General features: G+C 68.8%; 13 protein-coding genes. 7 read left to right on the top strand and 6 right to left on the bottom strand.

Annotated features, from left to right (window positions below; translation table 11 throughout):
* Window positions 1-35 precede the first annotated feature (35 nt).
* From AC1VNX_RS32705 to argE, 3 genes are all read right to left on the bottom strand, one after another.
* Window positions 36-1,694 (bottom strand): Vgb family protein, encoded by a 1,659-nt coding sequence (locus AC1VNX_RS32705; RefSeq protein ID WP_483161664.1) that lies wholly within the window; start codon window positions 1,692-1,694, stop codon window positions 36-38.
* 125 nt (window positions 1,695-1,819) lie between these two features.
* Window positions 1,820-3,082 (bottom strand): DUF445 domain-containing protein, encoded by a 1,263-nt coding sequence (locus AC1VNX_RS32700; protein ID WP_483161663.1) that lies wholly within the window; start codon window positions 3,080-3,082, stop codon window positions 1,820-1,822.
* Entirely contained in the window at window positions 3,075-4,208 is a 1,134-nt protein-coding gene (gene argE / locus AC1VNX_RS32695; protein WP_483161662.1) for an acetylornithine deacetylase, read from the bottom strand. Before argE ends, AC1VNX_RS32700 begins: the two co-directional genes overlap by 8 nt.
* 138 nt (window positions 4,209-4,346) lie before the next feature.
* Between argE and AC1VNX_RS32690 the strand changes: the two genes are divergently transcribed.
* From AC1VNX_RS32690 to AC1VNX_RS32675, 4 genes are all read left to right on the top strand, one after another.
* A complete protein-coding gene (locus tag AC1VNX_RS32690) occupies window positions 4,347-5,546 on the top strand; it encodes a glycerophosphodiester phosphodiesterase (RefSeq protein WP_483161661.1) in 1,200 nt (399 codons plus the stop codon).
* A 22-nt stretch (window positions 5,547-5,568) separates the two neighbouring features.
* A complete protein-coding gene (locus AC1VNX_RS32685; protein WP_483161660.1) occupies window positions 5,569-6,084 on the top strand; it encodes a nucleoside deaminase in 516 nt (171 codons plus the stop codon).
* A 94-nt stretch (window positions 6,085-6,178) separates the two neighbouring features.
* Entirely contained in the window at window positions 6,179-7,381 is a 1,203-nt protein-coding gene (locus tag AC1VNX_RS32680) for a M20 aminoacylase family protein (RefSeq protein WP_483161659.1), read from the top strand.
* A 45-nt stretch (window positions 7,382-7,426) separates the two neighbouring features.
* Window positions 7,427-8,521 (top strand): M14 family metallopeptidase, encoded by a 1,095-nt coding sequence (locus tag AC1VNX_RS32675; protein WP_483161658.1) that lies wholly within the window; start codon window positions 7,427-7,429, stop codon window positions 8,519-8,521.
* A gap of 104 nt (window positions 8,522-8,625) precedes the next feature.
* On the opposite strand, the gene AC1VNX_RS32670 is transcribed toward AC1VNX_RS32675, so the two are convergent.
* Window positions 8,626-9,750, bottom strand: a complete 1,125-nt coding sequence (locus AC1VNX_RS32670; RefSeq protein WP_483161657.1) for an ABC transporter substrate-binding protein — start codon at window positions 9,748-9,750, stop codon at window positions 8,626-8,628.
* Between the two features lie 51 nt (window positions 9,751-9,801).
* Here AC1VNX_RS32670 and AC1VNX_RS32665 point away from each other — a divergent pair, with 51 nt between their 5' ends.
* Genes AC1VNX_RS32665 through AC1VNX_RS32655 form a run of 3 tightly spaced genes read left to right on the top strand, consistent with a single transcriptional unit; the run spans window position 9,802 to window position 13,320 of the window.
* Window positions 9,802-11,865, top strand: coding sequence for a molybdopterin-containing oxidoreductase family protein (locus AC1VNX_RS32665; RefSeq protein WP_483161656.1), 2,064 nt, complete (start codon window positions 9,802-9,804; stop codon window positions 11,863-11,865).
* A gap of 50 nt (window positions 11,866-11,915) precedes the next feature.
* Window positions 11,916-13,010 carry an aminopeptidase gene (locus AC1VNX_RS32660; RefSeq protein WP_483161655.1) on the top strand — a complete coding sequence of 365 codons (1,095 nt, stop codon included), beginning with the start codon at window positions 11,916-11,918 and terminating at the stop codon, window positions 13,008-13,010.
* Window positions 13,003-13,320 (top strand): polyhydroxyalkanoic acid system family protein, encoded by a 318-nt coding sequence (locus tag AC1VNX_RS32655; protein ID WP_483161654.1) that lies wholly within the window; start codon window positions 13,003-13,005, stop codon window positions 13,318-13,320. Before AC1VNX_RS32660 ends, AC1VNX_RS32655 begins: the two co-directional genes overlap by 8 nt.
* A gap of 3 nt (window positions 13,321-13,323) precedes the next feature.
* On the opposite strand, the gene AC1VNX_RS32650 is transcribed toward AC1VNX_RS32655, so the two are convergent.
* Window positions 13,324-14,061, bottom strand: a complete 738-nt coding sequence (locus AC1VNX_RS32650) for an SDR family oxidoreductase (RefSeq protein WP_483161653.1) — start codon at window positions 14,059-14,061, stop codon at window positions 13,324-13,326.
* Complete coding sequence (locus AC1VNX_RS32645) at window positions 14,058-15,584, bottom strand: FGGY-family carbohydrate kinase (RefSeq protein ID WP_483161652.1); 1,527 nt, start codon at window positions 15,582-15,584, stop codon at window positions 14,058-14,060. The genes AC1VNX_RS32650 and AC1VNX_RS32645 overlap by 4 nt, the downstream gene beginning before the upstream one ends.
* Window positions 15,585-15,587 lie beyond the last annotated feature (3 nt).

Genomic DNA, 15,587 nt, shown 5'->3' with positions numbered 1-15,587 from the left:
GTAAAAGTAAACTGAAATTTACACTTATTGTTACCCTACCTTACGGGACGAATCCGATAGATCGCATTGTTGCGGTCGGCGGCCATGTAGACCGTGCCGTCGCGGCCCACCGCGACGCCCGTCACCACGTAGGGCGGAGGCAGCCCGGGCCCCGGCGCGAGGCCGATCGGCAGGTTCTCGGCGACGGTGCGGCGGCTGCCGTCTGGCGCGATTTCCACCAGCCGGCGCGCCGCGCTCTCGGCCACGATGAAGCTGCCCCAGGGCGTCTGCGCCAGGCCCTCGGGCAGGGCCAGCCCCTCGGCCACCGCGCGCAGCGGGGCGCTGGCGTCCAGCGGAATGCGCAGCAGCCGGCCGGCCGCCTCGGTTACATAGAGCGCGCCGTCCTGCCCGACGATCATCTGCACCGGGCCGTTCAGGCCGCTGGCGAGCACTGACTTTTGCGCGAACTTCGGCCCGCTGGCGCGCGTGATGCTGCCGGTGGCGATCTCGGCGTAGATCACGCTGCCGTCCGGCATGGGGATGGCGTCGAACGGCGCCTTCAGGCCGTGGATGGTCTCGACCGTCTTCAGGGTCTGGCGGTCGACCAGCTGCACCGAGCCCGTGAACCACGAACTCAGCGCGAAGAGCTTCGGCGACAGGCCGACGGCGAAGGGGTAGTCCAGGTCCGGGTCGCGCTGCATGCGGAACACGTCGCGCACCTCGCCGGTGCGCACGTCGACCTGGCGGAAGCCGAAGACGTCGGCCACCCAGAGGTCGTTGCCGTCGATCTTCATGCCCGCCGGCGCCGCCACCTTGCCGCTGGTGAGCGTGCGCAGCTCGCCGGTGGCGGGGTTGAAGGCCTGCACCTCGTTGTTCGCCATGTTCGAGACGTAGATCGTTCCGTCGGGCGTGTCCCTGGCGATGGCCAGGTTGTCGAGCGAGGGCCGCAGCTGCTTCGCGACCGTCTTGCGGCCTGTGGCCAGCTCCACCCGCACCAGCTCGCCGCTGCGCGCGTCGACCACCCAGAGGTTGCCCTTGCCGTCGAGGTTGGCGGCCGCCGGAATCTTGAAGCCGTCGGCGATCACGGTCATGTTGCCGTTGGCCGGGTCGATCTTCACCACCTGGCCCTTGAACCAGAGCGGCCCGTACAGCATGCCGTCGGGCCCTGCCTCGAAGCCGTTGAAGCCGCCCATGTCCTTCTTGATGAGCCGCGGCGGCTTCTGGCCCTCGCGGTCGATCTCCCACAGCGCGTCGCCCAGGAACACCTGCGAGGCGTAGAGCTTGCCGTTGCGGCGGTCGAAGTCCAGCGAGTTGATGCCCGGCAGGTCCTTGGCCAGCACGCGCATCGGCGCCGTGTCGCTCTCGCGGTAGCGCAGCATGCCCATCAGGTAGTTGGTCCAGGCGAGCTCGCCCTTCGGGCCCACGGCGATGTCGTCCGCCTGGCCTTCGGGCGCGTCGATGAACACCTTGGCCGCGCCGGTGTTGCGGTCGACCTCCCACATCGTGTTGCCGAGCACCGACCCCGCCAGCAGCCGGCCCTTGGCGTCGATGGCCAGCCCGTGCACCCCGGCGAAGGCCGACGGCGCGACCAGCGCTTCGGGCGGTCCCCAGGATGCGGGCCGCGTGGCCGATGGCGGCGCGAGGCTGCCGCAGGCGCCCAGCAGGGTGAGGGTGGCGGTCAGCGCGAGGGCGCCGAGACTGCTTCGACGGTGCATGGTGGGTGTCTCCTCTTGTTGATGCGCGAAGCAGTCTAGGAGCGCCCTGAGGCCGTGGAGTCCCGCCGGGGACACGATGCGGACTTTCGTCCGCTGTGGATTACCCGAGCTTGCTCAGCCGCGTGTCAACCGCGCAGGAGCTGCGTCGCCGTGTGGATCAGCAGCCCCACCAGCCCGCCCACCAGCGTGCCGTTGATGCGGATGAACTGCAGGTCGCGCCCGATGTGGCGCTCGAGCTCGACCGTCATCTCCTGCGCGTTCCATTCGCCCACGCGCTCCTCGATGTAGCGGCGGATGTCCTCACGGTAGCGCTCGATGGCCAGCGGCGCGGCCGCCTCGATCTGCTCGTTGATCCAGCGGCGGATGGCCTCGTCGCCCTGCAGCCGCGCGCCCAGCGCGCCGGCCATCGATGCAATGCGCCGGCGGATGGTCGAGTCGTTGCAGCCCAGGTCGTCGTGCAGCCACGCGAGCAGCTCGCCCCACAGCCCGTGCAGGTAGTCGCCCAGGGCAGGGTGCGCGACCAGCTCCGCGCGGATCTGCTCGCCTCGCTGCTGGAACTCCGGGTCCAGCTTCAGGCGCACCACGAAGTCGTCGACGAAGTGGTCGAAGCGCTTGCGCATCGGGTGGTCGGGCTCGGCCGCGAGCTCACCGATGGTGCGCGCCACCGCCGCGACGATCTTGCGCGTGGCCAGCTTGGCCGCCACCTGGTCGAGGCCCACGTAGCGCAGCGTCTTGATCTCGCGCGCGATCGCGTCGGTGATGTGCGCCTGCACCTCCTCGCCTTCGAGCAGGCCGGCCACCTGCTGCAGCACGTCGTCGAGCAGCGCCTGGTGGCGTCCGCCGGCGGTGAGCGCGTCCAGTGCCTGGCCCATCAGGCGCGAGAGGTCGATCTTGCCGAGGCCGGATGCGGCGGCGCGGCCCATGAAGTCGCGCACGCGCTCGTCGTCGAAGGCCGAGAGCCCGTAGCGCGTGGCGGCCACGCCCCATTCGCCGAGCTTCTCGCCGCTGGCGGGCCGCGCCAGCCAGTCGGCGATGCGCCCGGCCGCGTCGAACTGGCGCAGCTTGCCGAGCACCTGGGCGGTGCTCAGGAAGTTGTCGCAGATGAAGCCCGCCAGCTTGGCGCCGATGCGGTCCTTGTTGCTCGGGATGATGGCCGTGTGGGGAATCGGCAGGCCCAGCGGATGGCGGAACAGCGCCACCACCGCGAACCAGTCGGCGATGGCGCCCACCATCGCGGCCTCGGCGAAGGCCGCCACGTAGCCCCAGGCCGGATGCCGCGCATGCAGCACGCTCGCCAGCGCATAGAGCAGCGCGGCGCCGCACAGCAGGCCGAGCGCGACGCGCTTCATGCGCCGCGACGAGTCGATGTTGCCGGCGCTCTCAGCCAATGCTCGGCGTGGAGGCCAGGCGCTCCATGAACAGCTCGCAGCGCGCGAGCTGTTCGAGGCTCACGTACTCGTCGGGCTGGTGCGCCTGCTCGATGCTGCCGGGGCCGCACACCACGGTGGGGATGCCGGCGTTCTTGAAAAGACCCGCTTCGGTGCCGAATGCCACCAGCGTGGTGCGTTCCTCGCCCGAGAGGCGCTGCGCCAGCTTGGTGATCGGGTTGTCGGCCGCGCCGAGGAAGCTCGGGATCTCGCAGATGGTCTCGAAGCTGAAGCCCGTGTCGGGCGCCACCTTCTTCATCCCGGGTTCGAGGCTGCCCGCGTAGGCGACCACCTCGGCCTGCATCTTCCCGGCGTCGGCGGTGGGCAGGTCGCGGAATTCATAGCGGAACTCGGCGTCGCGCGGCACCACGTTGTCGGCGATGCCGCCGTGGAACTGGCCCACGCTCGCGGTGCTGAAGGGCACGTCGAAGCCCTCGTAGCGGGGCTCGCTGCGCTCGAAGCCCTCGGCCATGTCGCGCACCTTGCCGATCACGCGGGCCGCCATCTCGATGGCGTTGACCGACTTCGGCGTGAGCGAGGAGTGCGCCTCCTTGCCGCGCACGCAGCACTTGTAGCGGTACACGCCCTTGTGCGCGATGGCGGGCACCATGCTGGTAGGTTCGCCCACGATGCAGGCCAAAGGCTTGATGCCGGCGTCGCGCATGTCGGCGATGAGCTCCTTCACGCCGAAGCAGCCGATCTCCTCCTCGTAGCTGAAGGCGAAGTGCACCGCGAAGGGCGAGTCGCTCTCCAGGAAGCGCTTCGCGTTCGACAGCGCGATGGCGATGAAGCTCTTCATGTCGGCCGAGCCGCGCCCGTAGAGGCGCTCGTTGCGCACCACGGCGGAGAGCGGATCGACGCTCCAGTCCTGGCCGTCCCAGGGCACCGTGTCGGTGTGGCCCGAGACGATCACGCCGGCCGGCTTGCCTTCGCCCAGCGTGGCGAAGAGGTTCGCCTTGGTGCGTTCGGCGTTGTAGGTGATGCGGCTTTTCACGCCCAGCGCCGCGAGGTGGCTCTGCGCGAAGTCGATCAGTTCGAGGTTGCTGTTGGCGCTGATGGTGTTCATGCGCACCAGCGTCTGGGCCATCAGCAGGCTTTGGGGGAAAGCGTATGGAGCATGCAACACATTCTCCCGGAAGTCGGCGCCGCGCGTGCGCGGATGTCGAAGCTGTCACGCGAAACGAGTACCCTGCGCCTCTTCATTCCGGACTGAGAACCCTCGACCATGCGCACCTCTCTTCAGATCGCCCTGACCGCCACCGCAGCCCTCGCACTGGCCGCCTGCAGCAGCACCGGACCTTCCGGCGGCACCGGCAAGCTGCTCACGCTGGATGGCAACCCGCCGCTGGTCATTGCCCACCGCGGCGCCTCGGGCTATCTGCCGGAAGAGACCCTCGAAGCCTATGCCCGCGCCATCGAACTGGGCGCCGACGTGATCGAGATGGACCTGATCTCCACCAAGGATGGCGTGCTCATTGCCCGCCACGACCCCAACCTCGCCATCAGCACCGACGTGGCCAAGCATCCCCGCTTCGCCTCGCGCAAGAAGACCATCAAGGTCGACGGCGAAACCCAGACCGGCTGGTTCAGCAACGACTTCACGCTGGCCGAGATCAAGACCCTGGGCGCCATCTCCACCGACGCCGAGCGTCCGCAGGAATTCAACGGCAAGTACAAGGTGCCGACCTTCCAGGAGATCATCGACTTCGCCAAGGCCAAGTCGAAGGAAACCGGCCGCACCATCGCCATCTACCCCGAAACCAAGAACCCGACCTACTTCCGCGACCTGGGCCTGCCCCTGGAAGACAAGGTCGTCGCCGCCATCAACGCCGCCGGCTGGAACAGCAAGACCGCGCCCATCTACGTGCAGTCCTTCGAGCCGGGCAGCCTCAAGTACATGAAGAGCAAGGGCCTGAACACCAGGCTCATCCAGCTCATCGACGGCGACAGCGTCGACCTGAAGACCGGCGCCGTGACCTTCGCCGTGCCCAGCGACCGCCCCTACGACTGGACCAAGGCCGGCGACAAGCGCAACTTCGACGCCATGGTCACGCCTGCGGGCCTGGCCGAGATCAAGACGTACGCCGACGGCATCGGTCCCTGGAAGCGCTACATCGTGAGCATCAAGGGCACCATCGGCGCCGACGGCAAGCCGGTGGACGTCAACAAGGACGGCAAGATCAACGACGCCGACGCCACCTCCACGGCGCCCACCTCGCTGATCGCCGACGCCCACAAGGCGGGCCTGTTCGTGCACCCCTTCACCTTCCGCAACGAGTCGCGCCGCCTGGCCTCCGACTACAACAAGGACGGCAAGAACGAGTACGGCGTGTACTACAAGCTCGGCGTGGACGGCGTGTTCACCGACTTCACCGACACCGCGCTGGCCGCGCGCGCCGACTACCTCAAGAGCATCGGCCGTTGATCGATCGGGGTATCGTCCGCGCATGACCACCGACGACACCTCCTCGCCCGACCTGTCCCCGCGCGACCTCGAACTGCTTCGCATGGCCATCCGCCTTTCGGACGAATCGAAGGCGCGCGGGCGCCATCCCTTCGCCGCGCTGGTGGCGAACGAGCATGGCGAGGTCGTCGTCACCGCAGGCAACAACTCGATGCCGCCCGAGGGCGACCCCACCCAGCATGCCGAGCTGGTGGCCGCGGCGCAGGCCGCGCGGCTGCTCACGCCCGAGCAGCTCGCGCGCTGCACGCTCTTCACCAGCGCCGAGCCCTGCTGCATGTGCGCGGGCGCGATCTACTGGACCAACATCGGCCGCGTGGTCTATGCGCTTTCCGAGCATGCGCTGCTCGGCCTGACCGGCGACCACCCCGAGAACCCGACCTTTTCGCTGCCCTGCCGCGAGGTCTTCGCGCGCGGTCAGCGGCGCGTCGAGGTGGTGGGGCCGCTGCTCGAGCAGGAAGCCGCGGTGCCGCACGTGGGCTTCTGGACGGGCGGGCACTGAGGAACGGCCCCTGCAGCCACTCGGGCTGCGTGTCTTCCGAGGTGCCTCTCGGTGCCAGAGTGGATAGACTGGCGTTTTGAGACGGTCCATCCCCATGAAACTCATCGACTCGATCGTCACGCAGGCGGCCGGCATCGCCGCCGTCCGACGTGACCTCCACGCCCACCCCGAACTCTGCTTCGAAGAAGTCCGCACCGCCGACGTGGTGGCAGGCAAGCTCACCGAATGGGGCATTCCCATCCACCGCGGCCTGGGCACCACCGGCGTGGTGGGCATCGTCAAGAACGGCACCAGCAGCCGCGCGGTCGGCCTGCGCGCCGACATGGACGCGCTGCCCGTCACCGAGCTCAACACCTTCGCCCACGCCAGCAAGCACCACGGCAAGATGCACGCCTGCGGCCACGACGGCCACACGGCCATGCTGCTCGCGGCCGCGCAGCACCTGGCGAAGCACCGCAACTTCGACGGCACCGTCTACCTGATCTTCCAGCCCGCCGAAGAAGGCGGCGGCGGCGCTCGCGAGATGATCAAGGAAGGACTCTTCGAGAAATTCCCGATGGATGCCGTCTTCGGCATGCACAACTGGCCCGGCATGAAGGCCGGCCAGTTCGCGGTGAGCCCCGGCCCGGTGATGGCCTCGGGCAACAAGTTCTTCGTCAACGTGGTGGGCAAGGGCGGCCACGCGGCGCTGCCGCAGACCGGCGTCGACCCGGTCCCGATCGCCTGCGAAATCGTGCAGGCCTTCCAGACCATCCTCACGCGCAAGATGAAGCCGACCGATTCGGCCGTGATCTCCGTCACCACCATCCATGCCGGCGAAACCAACAACGTGATTCCCGACAACTGCGAGCTGTCGGGCACGGTGCGCACCTTCTCCATCGAGGTGCTCGACATGATCGAGAAGCGCATGAAGCAGATCAGCGACCACATCTGCGCGGCGCACGACGCCACCTGCGAGTTCCGCTTCGAGCGCTACTACCCGCCCACCGTCAACACCGAGGCCGAGGCCGACTTCGCCCGCCGCGTGATGGGTGGCGTGGTCGGCCCCGAGAACGTGCTGAAGCAGGAAGCCGCCATGACCTCCGAAGACTTCGCCTTCATGCTGCAGGCCAAGCCCGGCGCCTATGCCTTCATCGGCAACGGCGACGGCGCGCACCGCGACGTGCACCACGGCGAGGGCCCCTGCACGCTGCACAACGCGAGCTACGACTTCAACGACGATCTGATCCCGCTGGGTGCCACCTGCTGGGTGCAGATCGCGGAGCAGTTCCTCAAGCCCGGCGGAAGCGCCGCCTGACCGCCTTGCCGGTCGCCTGATTCACCCAGAGAGGTCCAGCGCCACATGATCGGAATCGCCGAAGCCTTTTCGCCGCGCTACGCACAGGCGCGCCAGAAATTCCTGCAGGGCTGCGTGGGCGCCGGCCTCACGGTCGAGCCGCATGCGCACCCGCTCAAGGGGCGCGAGGGCGAGGAGCTCTCGATGGACGTGGCGCTCGACGGCAAGGCCGATGCGTCGAACCTGCTGATCGTCAGCAGCGCCTGCCACGGCGTCGAAGGCCATTGCGGCAGCGGCGTGCAGGTGTTCGCGCTGCACGACGCCGAGTGGCGTGAGAAGGCGAAGGCGCAGGGCGTGGCGGTGCTGTACGTGCATGCGCTCAACCCGCACGGTTTTTCGCACGGCCGGCGCGTGACGCACGAGAACGTCGACTTGAACCGCAACTTCATCGACTTCTCCAAGCCGGTGCCGGTCAACGAACCCTACGCCAAGCTGCACGGGCTGCTGCTGCCCGACACCTGGCCGCCCACGCCCGAGAACCAGGCGGCTGTCGGCAAATGGATCGAGAAGCACGGCGCCACCGCCTACCAGGCTGCCGTGACCAGCGGGCAGTACCAGTTCGACGACGGCCTGTTCTACGGCGGCAAGGCGCCGACCTGGAGCAACAAGACCATCCGCGAGGTGCTGCGCCGCCATGCGAGCCACGCAAAGCGCATCGCGTGGATCGACCTGCACACCGGGCTGGGCCCCAACGGCCTGGGCGAACGCATCTTCGCCTGCCGCGACGACAAGGCCGCCTATGCGCGCGCCAATGCGTGGTGGGGCACGCCCGCTGCGCCCGTCACCTCCATCTACGACGGCTCCTCCACCTCGGCGCTGCTGCGCGGGCTGATGTGGGATTCGGTGTACCAGGAGTGCCCGCAGGCCGAGTACACCGGCATTGCGCTCGAATACGGCACGCTGCCCATCCTCGAAGTGACCGGCGCGCTGCGCGCCGACCACTGGCTGCACAAGCACCCCGAGGCGCCGGCCGAACTGGCGGACGGCATCCGCGCGCGCATGGTGGAGGCGTTCTACACGGACACCGACGCCTGGCGCGGGCAGATCGTCAGCCAGGCGCGCCAGGCCATGTTCCAGGCCGTGGACGGCCTGACGGCCTGACCCACCCCAGGCTTCGCGCACTTCGTGTCGCTACGCCAACGCCCTCAAGGGGGCAATACCTGCGGCCCGGCAAAGCCGGTTCCGCGGTATTCCACGAAAGAAGTTCAGGTCCTGACGCGGCCGTCGCCCGTCAGCATCGACAGCTCGACGAACTTCGAGCCCACGTGGTTCCTGGCCGAGAACGACACCTCGAAGCCGCCGAACTGCTGGCGGTCGATGCTTTCCAGGCCCGCGATCAGGCTGTCGCGCGTGGGCTTGCCAGGCGCCTTGCGCAGGCCTTCCACCAGCACCTTCGCGGCGAGGTAGCCCTCCAGGCTCGAGAAGTTGGCGCTGGCGCCATTGACCTTGCGCACGGCTTCGGTGAACTCGCGCGCCAGCGCGTTGGCCTGGTTGTAGGGCGAGGGCATCACCTGCGTGACCATCACGCCGGCCGCGTCCTTGCCCAGTTCGTCCGCCAGCGCCTGCGTGCCGACGAAGGACATGTTGAAGAAGGTGCCGCCGTAGCCCGCCTTGCGAGCCTCGCGGATGAACGCCGCGCAGGCCTTGTACGCGCCCACCTGCACCACGGCGTCGGGCCGCGCCGCGACGATGGTCTTGACCGCCTGCGCCACGTCGGCCGAGTTGCGCTCCACCGTGGCCAGCGCGACCGGCTTGAGCTGCTGCTCGCCGAGCGCCAGCGTCACGCCGTCGAGGCCGGCCTTGCCGTAGGCATCGTTCTGGTAGAAGACCGCGATCTTCTTCAGGCCCAGGTGGGTGAGCTGCTTCACCATCAGCGCCGTCTCGTCGTTGTACGAGGCGCGCAGGTGGAACACGTTCTTCTGGAAGGGCTCGCGCAGCGACATCGCGCCGGTGAAGGGGGCCACGAAGGGCACCTTGTCCTTCACTGCCAGCGGCAGCGCGGCCAGGCTGGTCGGGGTGCCGATGTAGCCGAAGAGCGCGAAGACGTCTTCCTCGATCAGCTTCTGGGTGTTGGCCGCGCAGCGGTCGGGCTCGTAGCCGTCGTCCAGGTTCTTGATGACCACGTTGCGGCGGCCCGGCTGGGCGTTGTACTGGTCAAGGAACAGCTTGGCGCCCTGGTGGAACTGGATGCCCAGCTGCGCAGCCGGGCCGGTGAATGCCGCCGACTGGCCCAGCACCAGCGGCGTGTCCTGCGCCCGGGCGATGCCGAAGCCGCCCAGCGTGGCTGCCGCGCCGGCAGCCAGAGAAAAATGACGTCGATTCAACAACATGATGAAAACCCACTCCAGCGCTCTGAATCGCGCACAAATTAGACTTGCCCGATGGCCCACGCACCGGATACCTCGCTCGAAGAAGCGCCCTCCCAGCCCGCAACGACCACCGTGCTGGGCGCATGCCCGCACGACTGCCCGGACACCTGCGCGCTGGTCACCACCGTCAGGGACGGCGTTGCCGTGAAGCTGCAGGGCAACCCCGCCCATTCGCACACGGGCGGGGTGCTGTGCACCAAGGTGTCGCGCTACATCGAGCGAAACGACCATGCCGAGCGGCTGATGCAGCCCCTTAAGCGCGTCGGCCCCAAGGGAAGCGGCCAGTTCGAGCCGGTGAGCTGGGACGCCGCCCTGGACGACATCGCCGCGAATCTTCGAGTATTACAGGGAAAACCCGAAGCTATTGTCCCCTATAGCTATGCGGGCACCATGGGCCTGGTGCAGGGCGAGTCGATGGACCGGCGCTTCTTCCACAAGCTGGGAGCCAGCCTGCTGGACCGCACGATCTGCTCCATGGCCGGCGGCGAGGCCATGCTCTATACGCTGGGCGCCAAGGTCGGCATGCGCATCGAGTTCTTCGCCGAGGCGAAGCTCATCCTGATCTGGGGCAGCAATTCCATCGCCAGCAACCTGCATTTCTGGCGCCATGCCCAGGCTGCCAAGCGTGCCGGCGCGCGGCTGGTGTGCATCGACCCGCGCAAGACCGAGACCGCCGACAAGTGCGACGAGCACATCGCGCTGCTGCCCGGCACCGACGCCGCGCTGGCGCTGGCGCTGATGCACGAGCTGATCGTGAACGACTGGCTCGACCACGACTACATCGCCAGCCACACGCTGGGCTGGGAGCAGCTGCGCGAGCGCGCGCTGCAATGGCCGCCGTCGCGCGCGGCGCAGGTCTGCGGCATTCCCGAGGAGCAGATCGTCTCGCTGGCCAAGGCCTACGGCACCACCAGGCCGGCCGCCATCCGCCTGAACTACGGCATGCAGCGCGTGCGCGGCGGCGGCAACGCGGCGCGTGCCGTCGCCTGCCTGCCGGCGCTGGTGGGCGCCTGGCGCGACCGCGCGGGCGGCCTGCTGCTGAGCAGCTCGGGCCACTACCCGGTGGACCGCGCAGCGCTGCAGCGCCCCGACCTGCTGGCCGGACGCAAGCCGCGCACCATCAACATGAGCACCATTGGCGACGCGCTGCTCGACACGGCCAACCCGGTGAAGGCCATCGTGGTCTACAACAGCAACCCGGTGGCGGTGGCGCCCGAATCGGCCAAGGTGGCGGCGGGCTTTGCGCGCGAAGACCTGTTCACTGTGGTGCTGGAGCAGTTCCGCACCGACACCGCCGACTACGCCGACTACCTGCTGCCCGCCACCACGCAGCTTGAGCACTGGGACATCCACTGCAGTTACGGCCACACCGACGTGCTGCTGAACCGCCCGGCCGTGGCGCCGCGCGGCGAGGCCCGCAGCAACGCCTGGGTGTTCCGCGAGCTGGCGCGCCGCATGGGCTTCGACGAGCCCTGCTTCTCCGATTCCGACGAGACGCTGTGCCGCACCGCCTTCCCCGAGCGCAACATCGACTTCTCCGAGCTGATGGCGCAGGGCTTCAGCAGCCTGAAGCTGCCCGAGGCGCCGTTCGCCGAAGGCGGCTTCCCCACGCCCTCGGGCCGCTGCGAATTCTTCAGCGACCGCCTGCAGGCCATGGGCATGGACGGCCTGCCCGAGCACGTGCCCAACTGGGAGCCCGCCGGCAGCTCGACCGAATTCCCGCTGGCCATGATCTCGCCGCCGGCGCGCAACTTCCTCAACTCGACCTTCGTCAACGTGACGAGCCTTCGCGCCATCGAGGTCGAGCCACTGCTCGAAATCCACGAGACCGACGCCGCGGCGCGCGGCATCGAGGACGGCGCCACGGTGCGCGTGTTCAACAAGCGCGGCGAGCACCGCTGCCGCGCCGAGATCTCGCGCCGCGCGCGGCAGGGCGTGGTGCACGGCATGGGCATCTGGTGGCGCAAGCTCGGCATGGACGGCACCAACGTCAACGAGCTCACCAGCCAGCGCCTGACCGACATCGGCCGCGGGCCGACCTTCTACGACTGCCTGGTCGAAGTCGAGAAAGTGTGAGGCGCTTTCGCTTTCTTCCGGGCCTTCCGGTCCTCGCGCTGGCCGGCTCGATGCTCCTGCTCACCGGCTGCGCCGACCTCGGCTACTACTGGCAGTCCGCCAGCGGCCACATCGGCATCATGCGGGCCGCCAAGCCGGTGCCCGAATGGCTGGCCGACCCGTCGGTGTCGGCGGCGCTGAAGACCAAGCTCGAACTCACGCAGCGCATCCGCCGCTTCGCCTCGGCCGAACTCGGCCTGCCCGACAACGCCAGCTACAAGTCGTACGCCGACCTGCACCGCCCCGCCGCCGTGTGGAACGTGGTGGCGGCGCCGCACTATTCGCTCACGCTCAAGAGCTGGTGCTTCCCCGTGGCGGGCTGCGTGGGCTACCGCGGCTACTACAGCGAGGAAGCGGCCAAGGCCGAAGCCGAGGAACAGAAGAAGCAGGACCTGGAAGTGGCCGTGTACCCGGTGCCCGCGTATTCCACGCTGGGCTGGATGAACTGGGCCGGCGGCGATCCGCTCCTGTCCACGTTCATCGGCTACCCCGAGGGCGAGCTGGCGCGCATCGTGTTCCACGAGCTTGCGCACCAGGTGCTCTACGTGGCGGGCGACACGGTGTTCAACGAGTCCTACGCCACGGCGGTCGAGCGCATCGGCGGCGCGATGTGGCTGCAGCGCGAGGCCGGCGATGCGGCGCGGCGCGAGTACGCGCAGTTCGACGCGCAACGCCAGGAATTTCGCGCGCTGGCGCTCGACACCCGCCGCGCCTTGACGAAGGTGTACGAATCGCCCGAAGCCAAGGCCAAGGACTGGACCAAGGTGGAAGCCATGAAGCAGGCCGCCATGGCCGACTTCCGCGAGCGCTACGCGAAGTTGAAGGCGGGCTGGACCGGCCCGCGCCAGAACGCCTACGACGCCTGGGTGGCGCGCGCCAACAACGCGGCCTTCGGTGCGCAGGGCGCCTACGACGACCTCGTGCCGAGCTTCGAGAAACTCTTCGAGCGCGAAGGCCGCGACTGGCCGCGCTTCTATGCCGAGGTGCGGCGCATCGCCGCGCTGCCGACCACCGAGGAACGCCGCGTCGCCCTGCAGGCAGCGACGGGTATCCTCCAGACCCACACCAGCCCTGAACACGACAAGACCGGAGATCGCGGTGCCTGACATCCACATCGAACGCAACCACACACTGGGCATCGCACGCGCGCGCGTCGTCGCGCGCAAGTGGATCCAGCAGGCCGAGCAGGAGTTCGGCCTCGAATGCGTCTACACCCAGGGCGAAAGCTGCGACACCGCGACCTTCACGCGCGCCGGCATCGACGGCACCGTCGAAGTCACAGACACCACCTTCAAGCTCGAGGCGACGCTGGGCTTCCTGTTCAGCAGCTTCAGCGAAATGATCGAGGCCAAGATCACGCGCAACCTCGACGCGATGCTCGACACGCCGCGAGGCGGCGGCACTCGCCTGGCCTGAAATTCAGACGATGGTGTAGCCGCCGTCCACCGGCAGCGCCGCGCCGCTCACCATCGACGCGCCATCGCTCAGCAGGAAGAGGATCGGCGCCACCACTTCCTCCACCTGCGCGAAGCGGCCCAGCGGAATGTTCTTCAGGGCGCCAGCGCTCTTGGCCGGATCGGACCAGGCCTGCTGCGCCATCGGCGTGAGCGTGACGGTCGGGTTCACGCTGTTCACCCGGATGCCGTGCGGCCCGAACTCCAGGCACAGCGACCGGGTGATGGCGTCCATCGCGGCCTTCGAGGCGCAGTAGCAAAGATGTGCGTCGAGCGCCACCAGCGCGGCCTGGCTCGACACGTTGACGATGCTGCCGCGCACGCCGGCCGCGATCATGGCCTTGCCGCAGCGCGAGGCCACTAATGCCGCCGCGCGCGCGTTGACGGCCATCACCGCGTCGAAGCTGTCGGCCTGCATGTCGATGGCGGATTCGAGCAGCGCGATGCCGGCGCAGTTCACCACCAGGTCGAAGGCTGGCAGGGATGCGAGCGCGCGCTCCAGCGCGGGTGCGTCGGCCACGTCGAGCACCAGCGGCGTGCAGCCGGCTTCGGTGTGCAGCGCCGCCAGTGCCGCGGCATTGCGCCCGATGGCCGTGACCTGCGCGCCCGCCTGCGCGAGCCGCGCCGCCACCGCACGGCCGATGCCGCTGCTCGCGCCGGTCACGAGGGCCCGGCGGCCGGAGAAATCGAAGGAAGTGGTCATTTCAGCCGCTGCATCGCATCGCGCAGCGCGGGGTAAAGCGATTTGTAGATTTCGAAGCGCTCGCGGTACACGGCCTGCGCGCGGGGCTCGGGCCGCGCCCGCTCCACCAGCGTGACCCAGCCGCGCTCGGCGGTGGCCGCATCGACCAGCCCGGCGCCGAGCGCCGCGAGCATGGCCGCGCCCAGCGCCGCTTCCACTTCCTGCTCGATGGTGAACACCGGGTAGCCCGTGATGTCCGCCACGATCTGCATCCAGAGGTCGGAGTGCGCAGCGCCGCCGACCACGATCAAGCGGTCGTCCAGCGGCTGGCCGCTCTGGCGCCCGGCCTCGATGTTGTGCTGCAGCGCGAAACTCACGCCCTCGAGCACCGCGCGGTAAAGATGCGCGCGACTGTGCGCGAGCGAAAGGCCGATGAAGGCGCCCTTGGCCTGCGCGTCCCAGATCGGGCTGCGCTCGCCCATCAGGTAGGGCAGGAACACCAGGCCCTCGGCGCCGGGCGGCACCTCGACCGCTTGGCGCTCGATCAGCGCATGCGCGTCCTCGCCGGTGCGCGCCGCTTCCGCGATCTCGGCCTGGCAGAAGGCCTCGCGGAACCAGGTGACGGCGGCGCCCGCCGTGATCGCGCCGCCGAACACATAGCTGCGGTCCGCGCCGCGGTACACGTGCGGCATGGTGATGAGCCGGTGCCGAGCATCCACCGTGGGGCTCACGAAGCCCCAGCACATGCTGGTGCCGATCATCGCGACGTGGTCGCCGCTGCCGGTGACGCCCGCGCAGAAGGTGGCCACCGCCGCGTCTACGCCGCCCGCCATCAGCGGCATGCCCTCGGCGAGGCCCAGCTTCGCGGCCCATTCGGCGCCCAGCCCGCCGACCGCGTCGCTCGACTCGACCAGACGCGGCGGCATCATGCGCGACGGAATGCCGAGCATCTCCATCGCCTCTTGCGACCACTGCCGGCGCGCTGCGTCGTACACGCCGCCGATGTTGCCGGCCGAGCTGTGGTCGACGGCGAGTTCGCCCGTGAGCCGCCAGTTGATGTAGCTGTTGGGCGGCAGGAAGTGGCGCGTCTTCGCCCACACCTCGGGCAGGTGCTCGCGCACCCACAGGATCTTGGTAAAGCCGTAGTAGCTGTCCACGCCGTTGCCGGTGATGGCCTGCAGCCGCGCCACGTCGACCTTCGCGTTCACCGCGTCGACCTCGGCGGTGGCGCGGCGGTCCATCCAGATCAGGCAGGGGTGCAGCGGGCGCATGGCTTCGTCGACCGGGATGCCCGCGCCGCCGTAGAGGCTGCTCACGCACATCGCCGCGATGTCCTCCGGCGCGACGCCGCTTTTCGCCACGCAGGCGCGCACGCTCTCGCACACCGCGTCGAACCACACCTCGCAGTCCTGCTGCGCCCACAACGGTTTCGGCGTCTCGGGCTGGTAGGCCACGCTGTGCTGCGAATGCACCTTGCCGTCGATGCCGACCAGCAGGCACTTGGTGCTTTGCGTGCCGATGTCGACGCCGATCACGTATTTCATGAT

It is taken from the genome of Variovorax sp. TLI9-5A (assembly GCF_056867935.1).
Note: the sequence above shows the minus strand (reverse complement) of the source record. Positions and strands in the feature narration are given on the sequence as shown.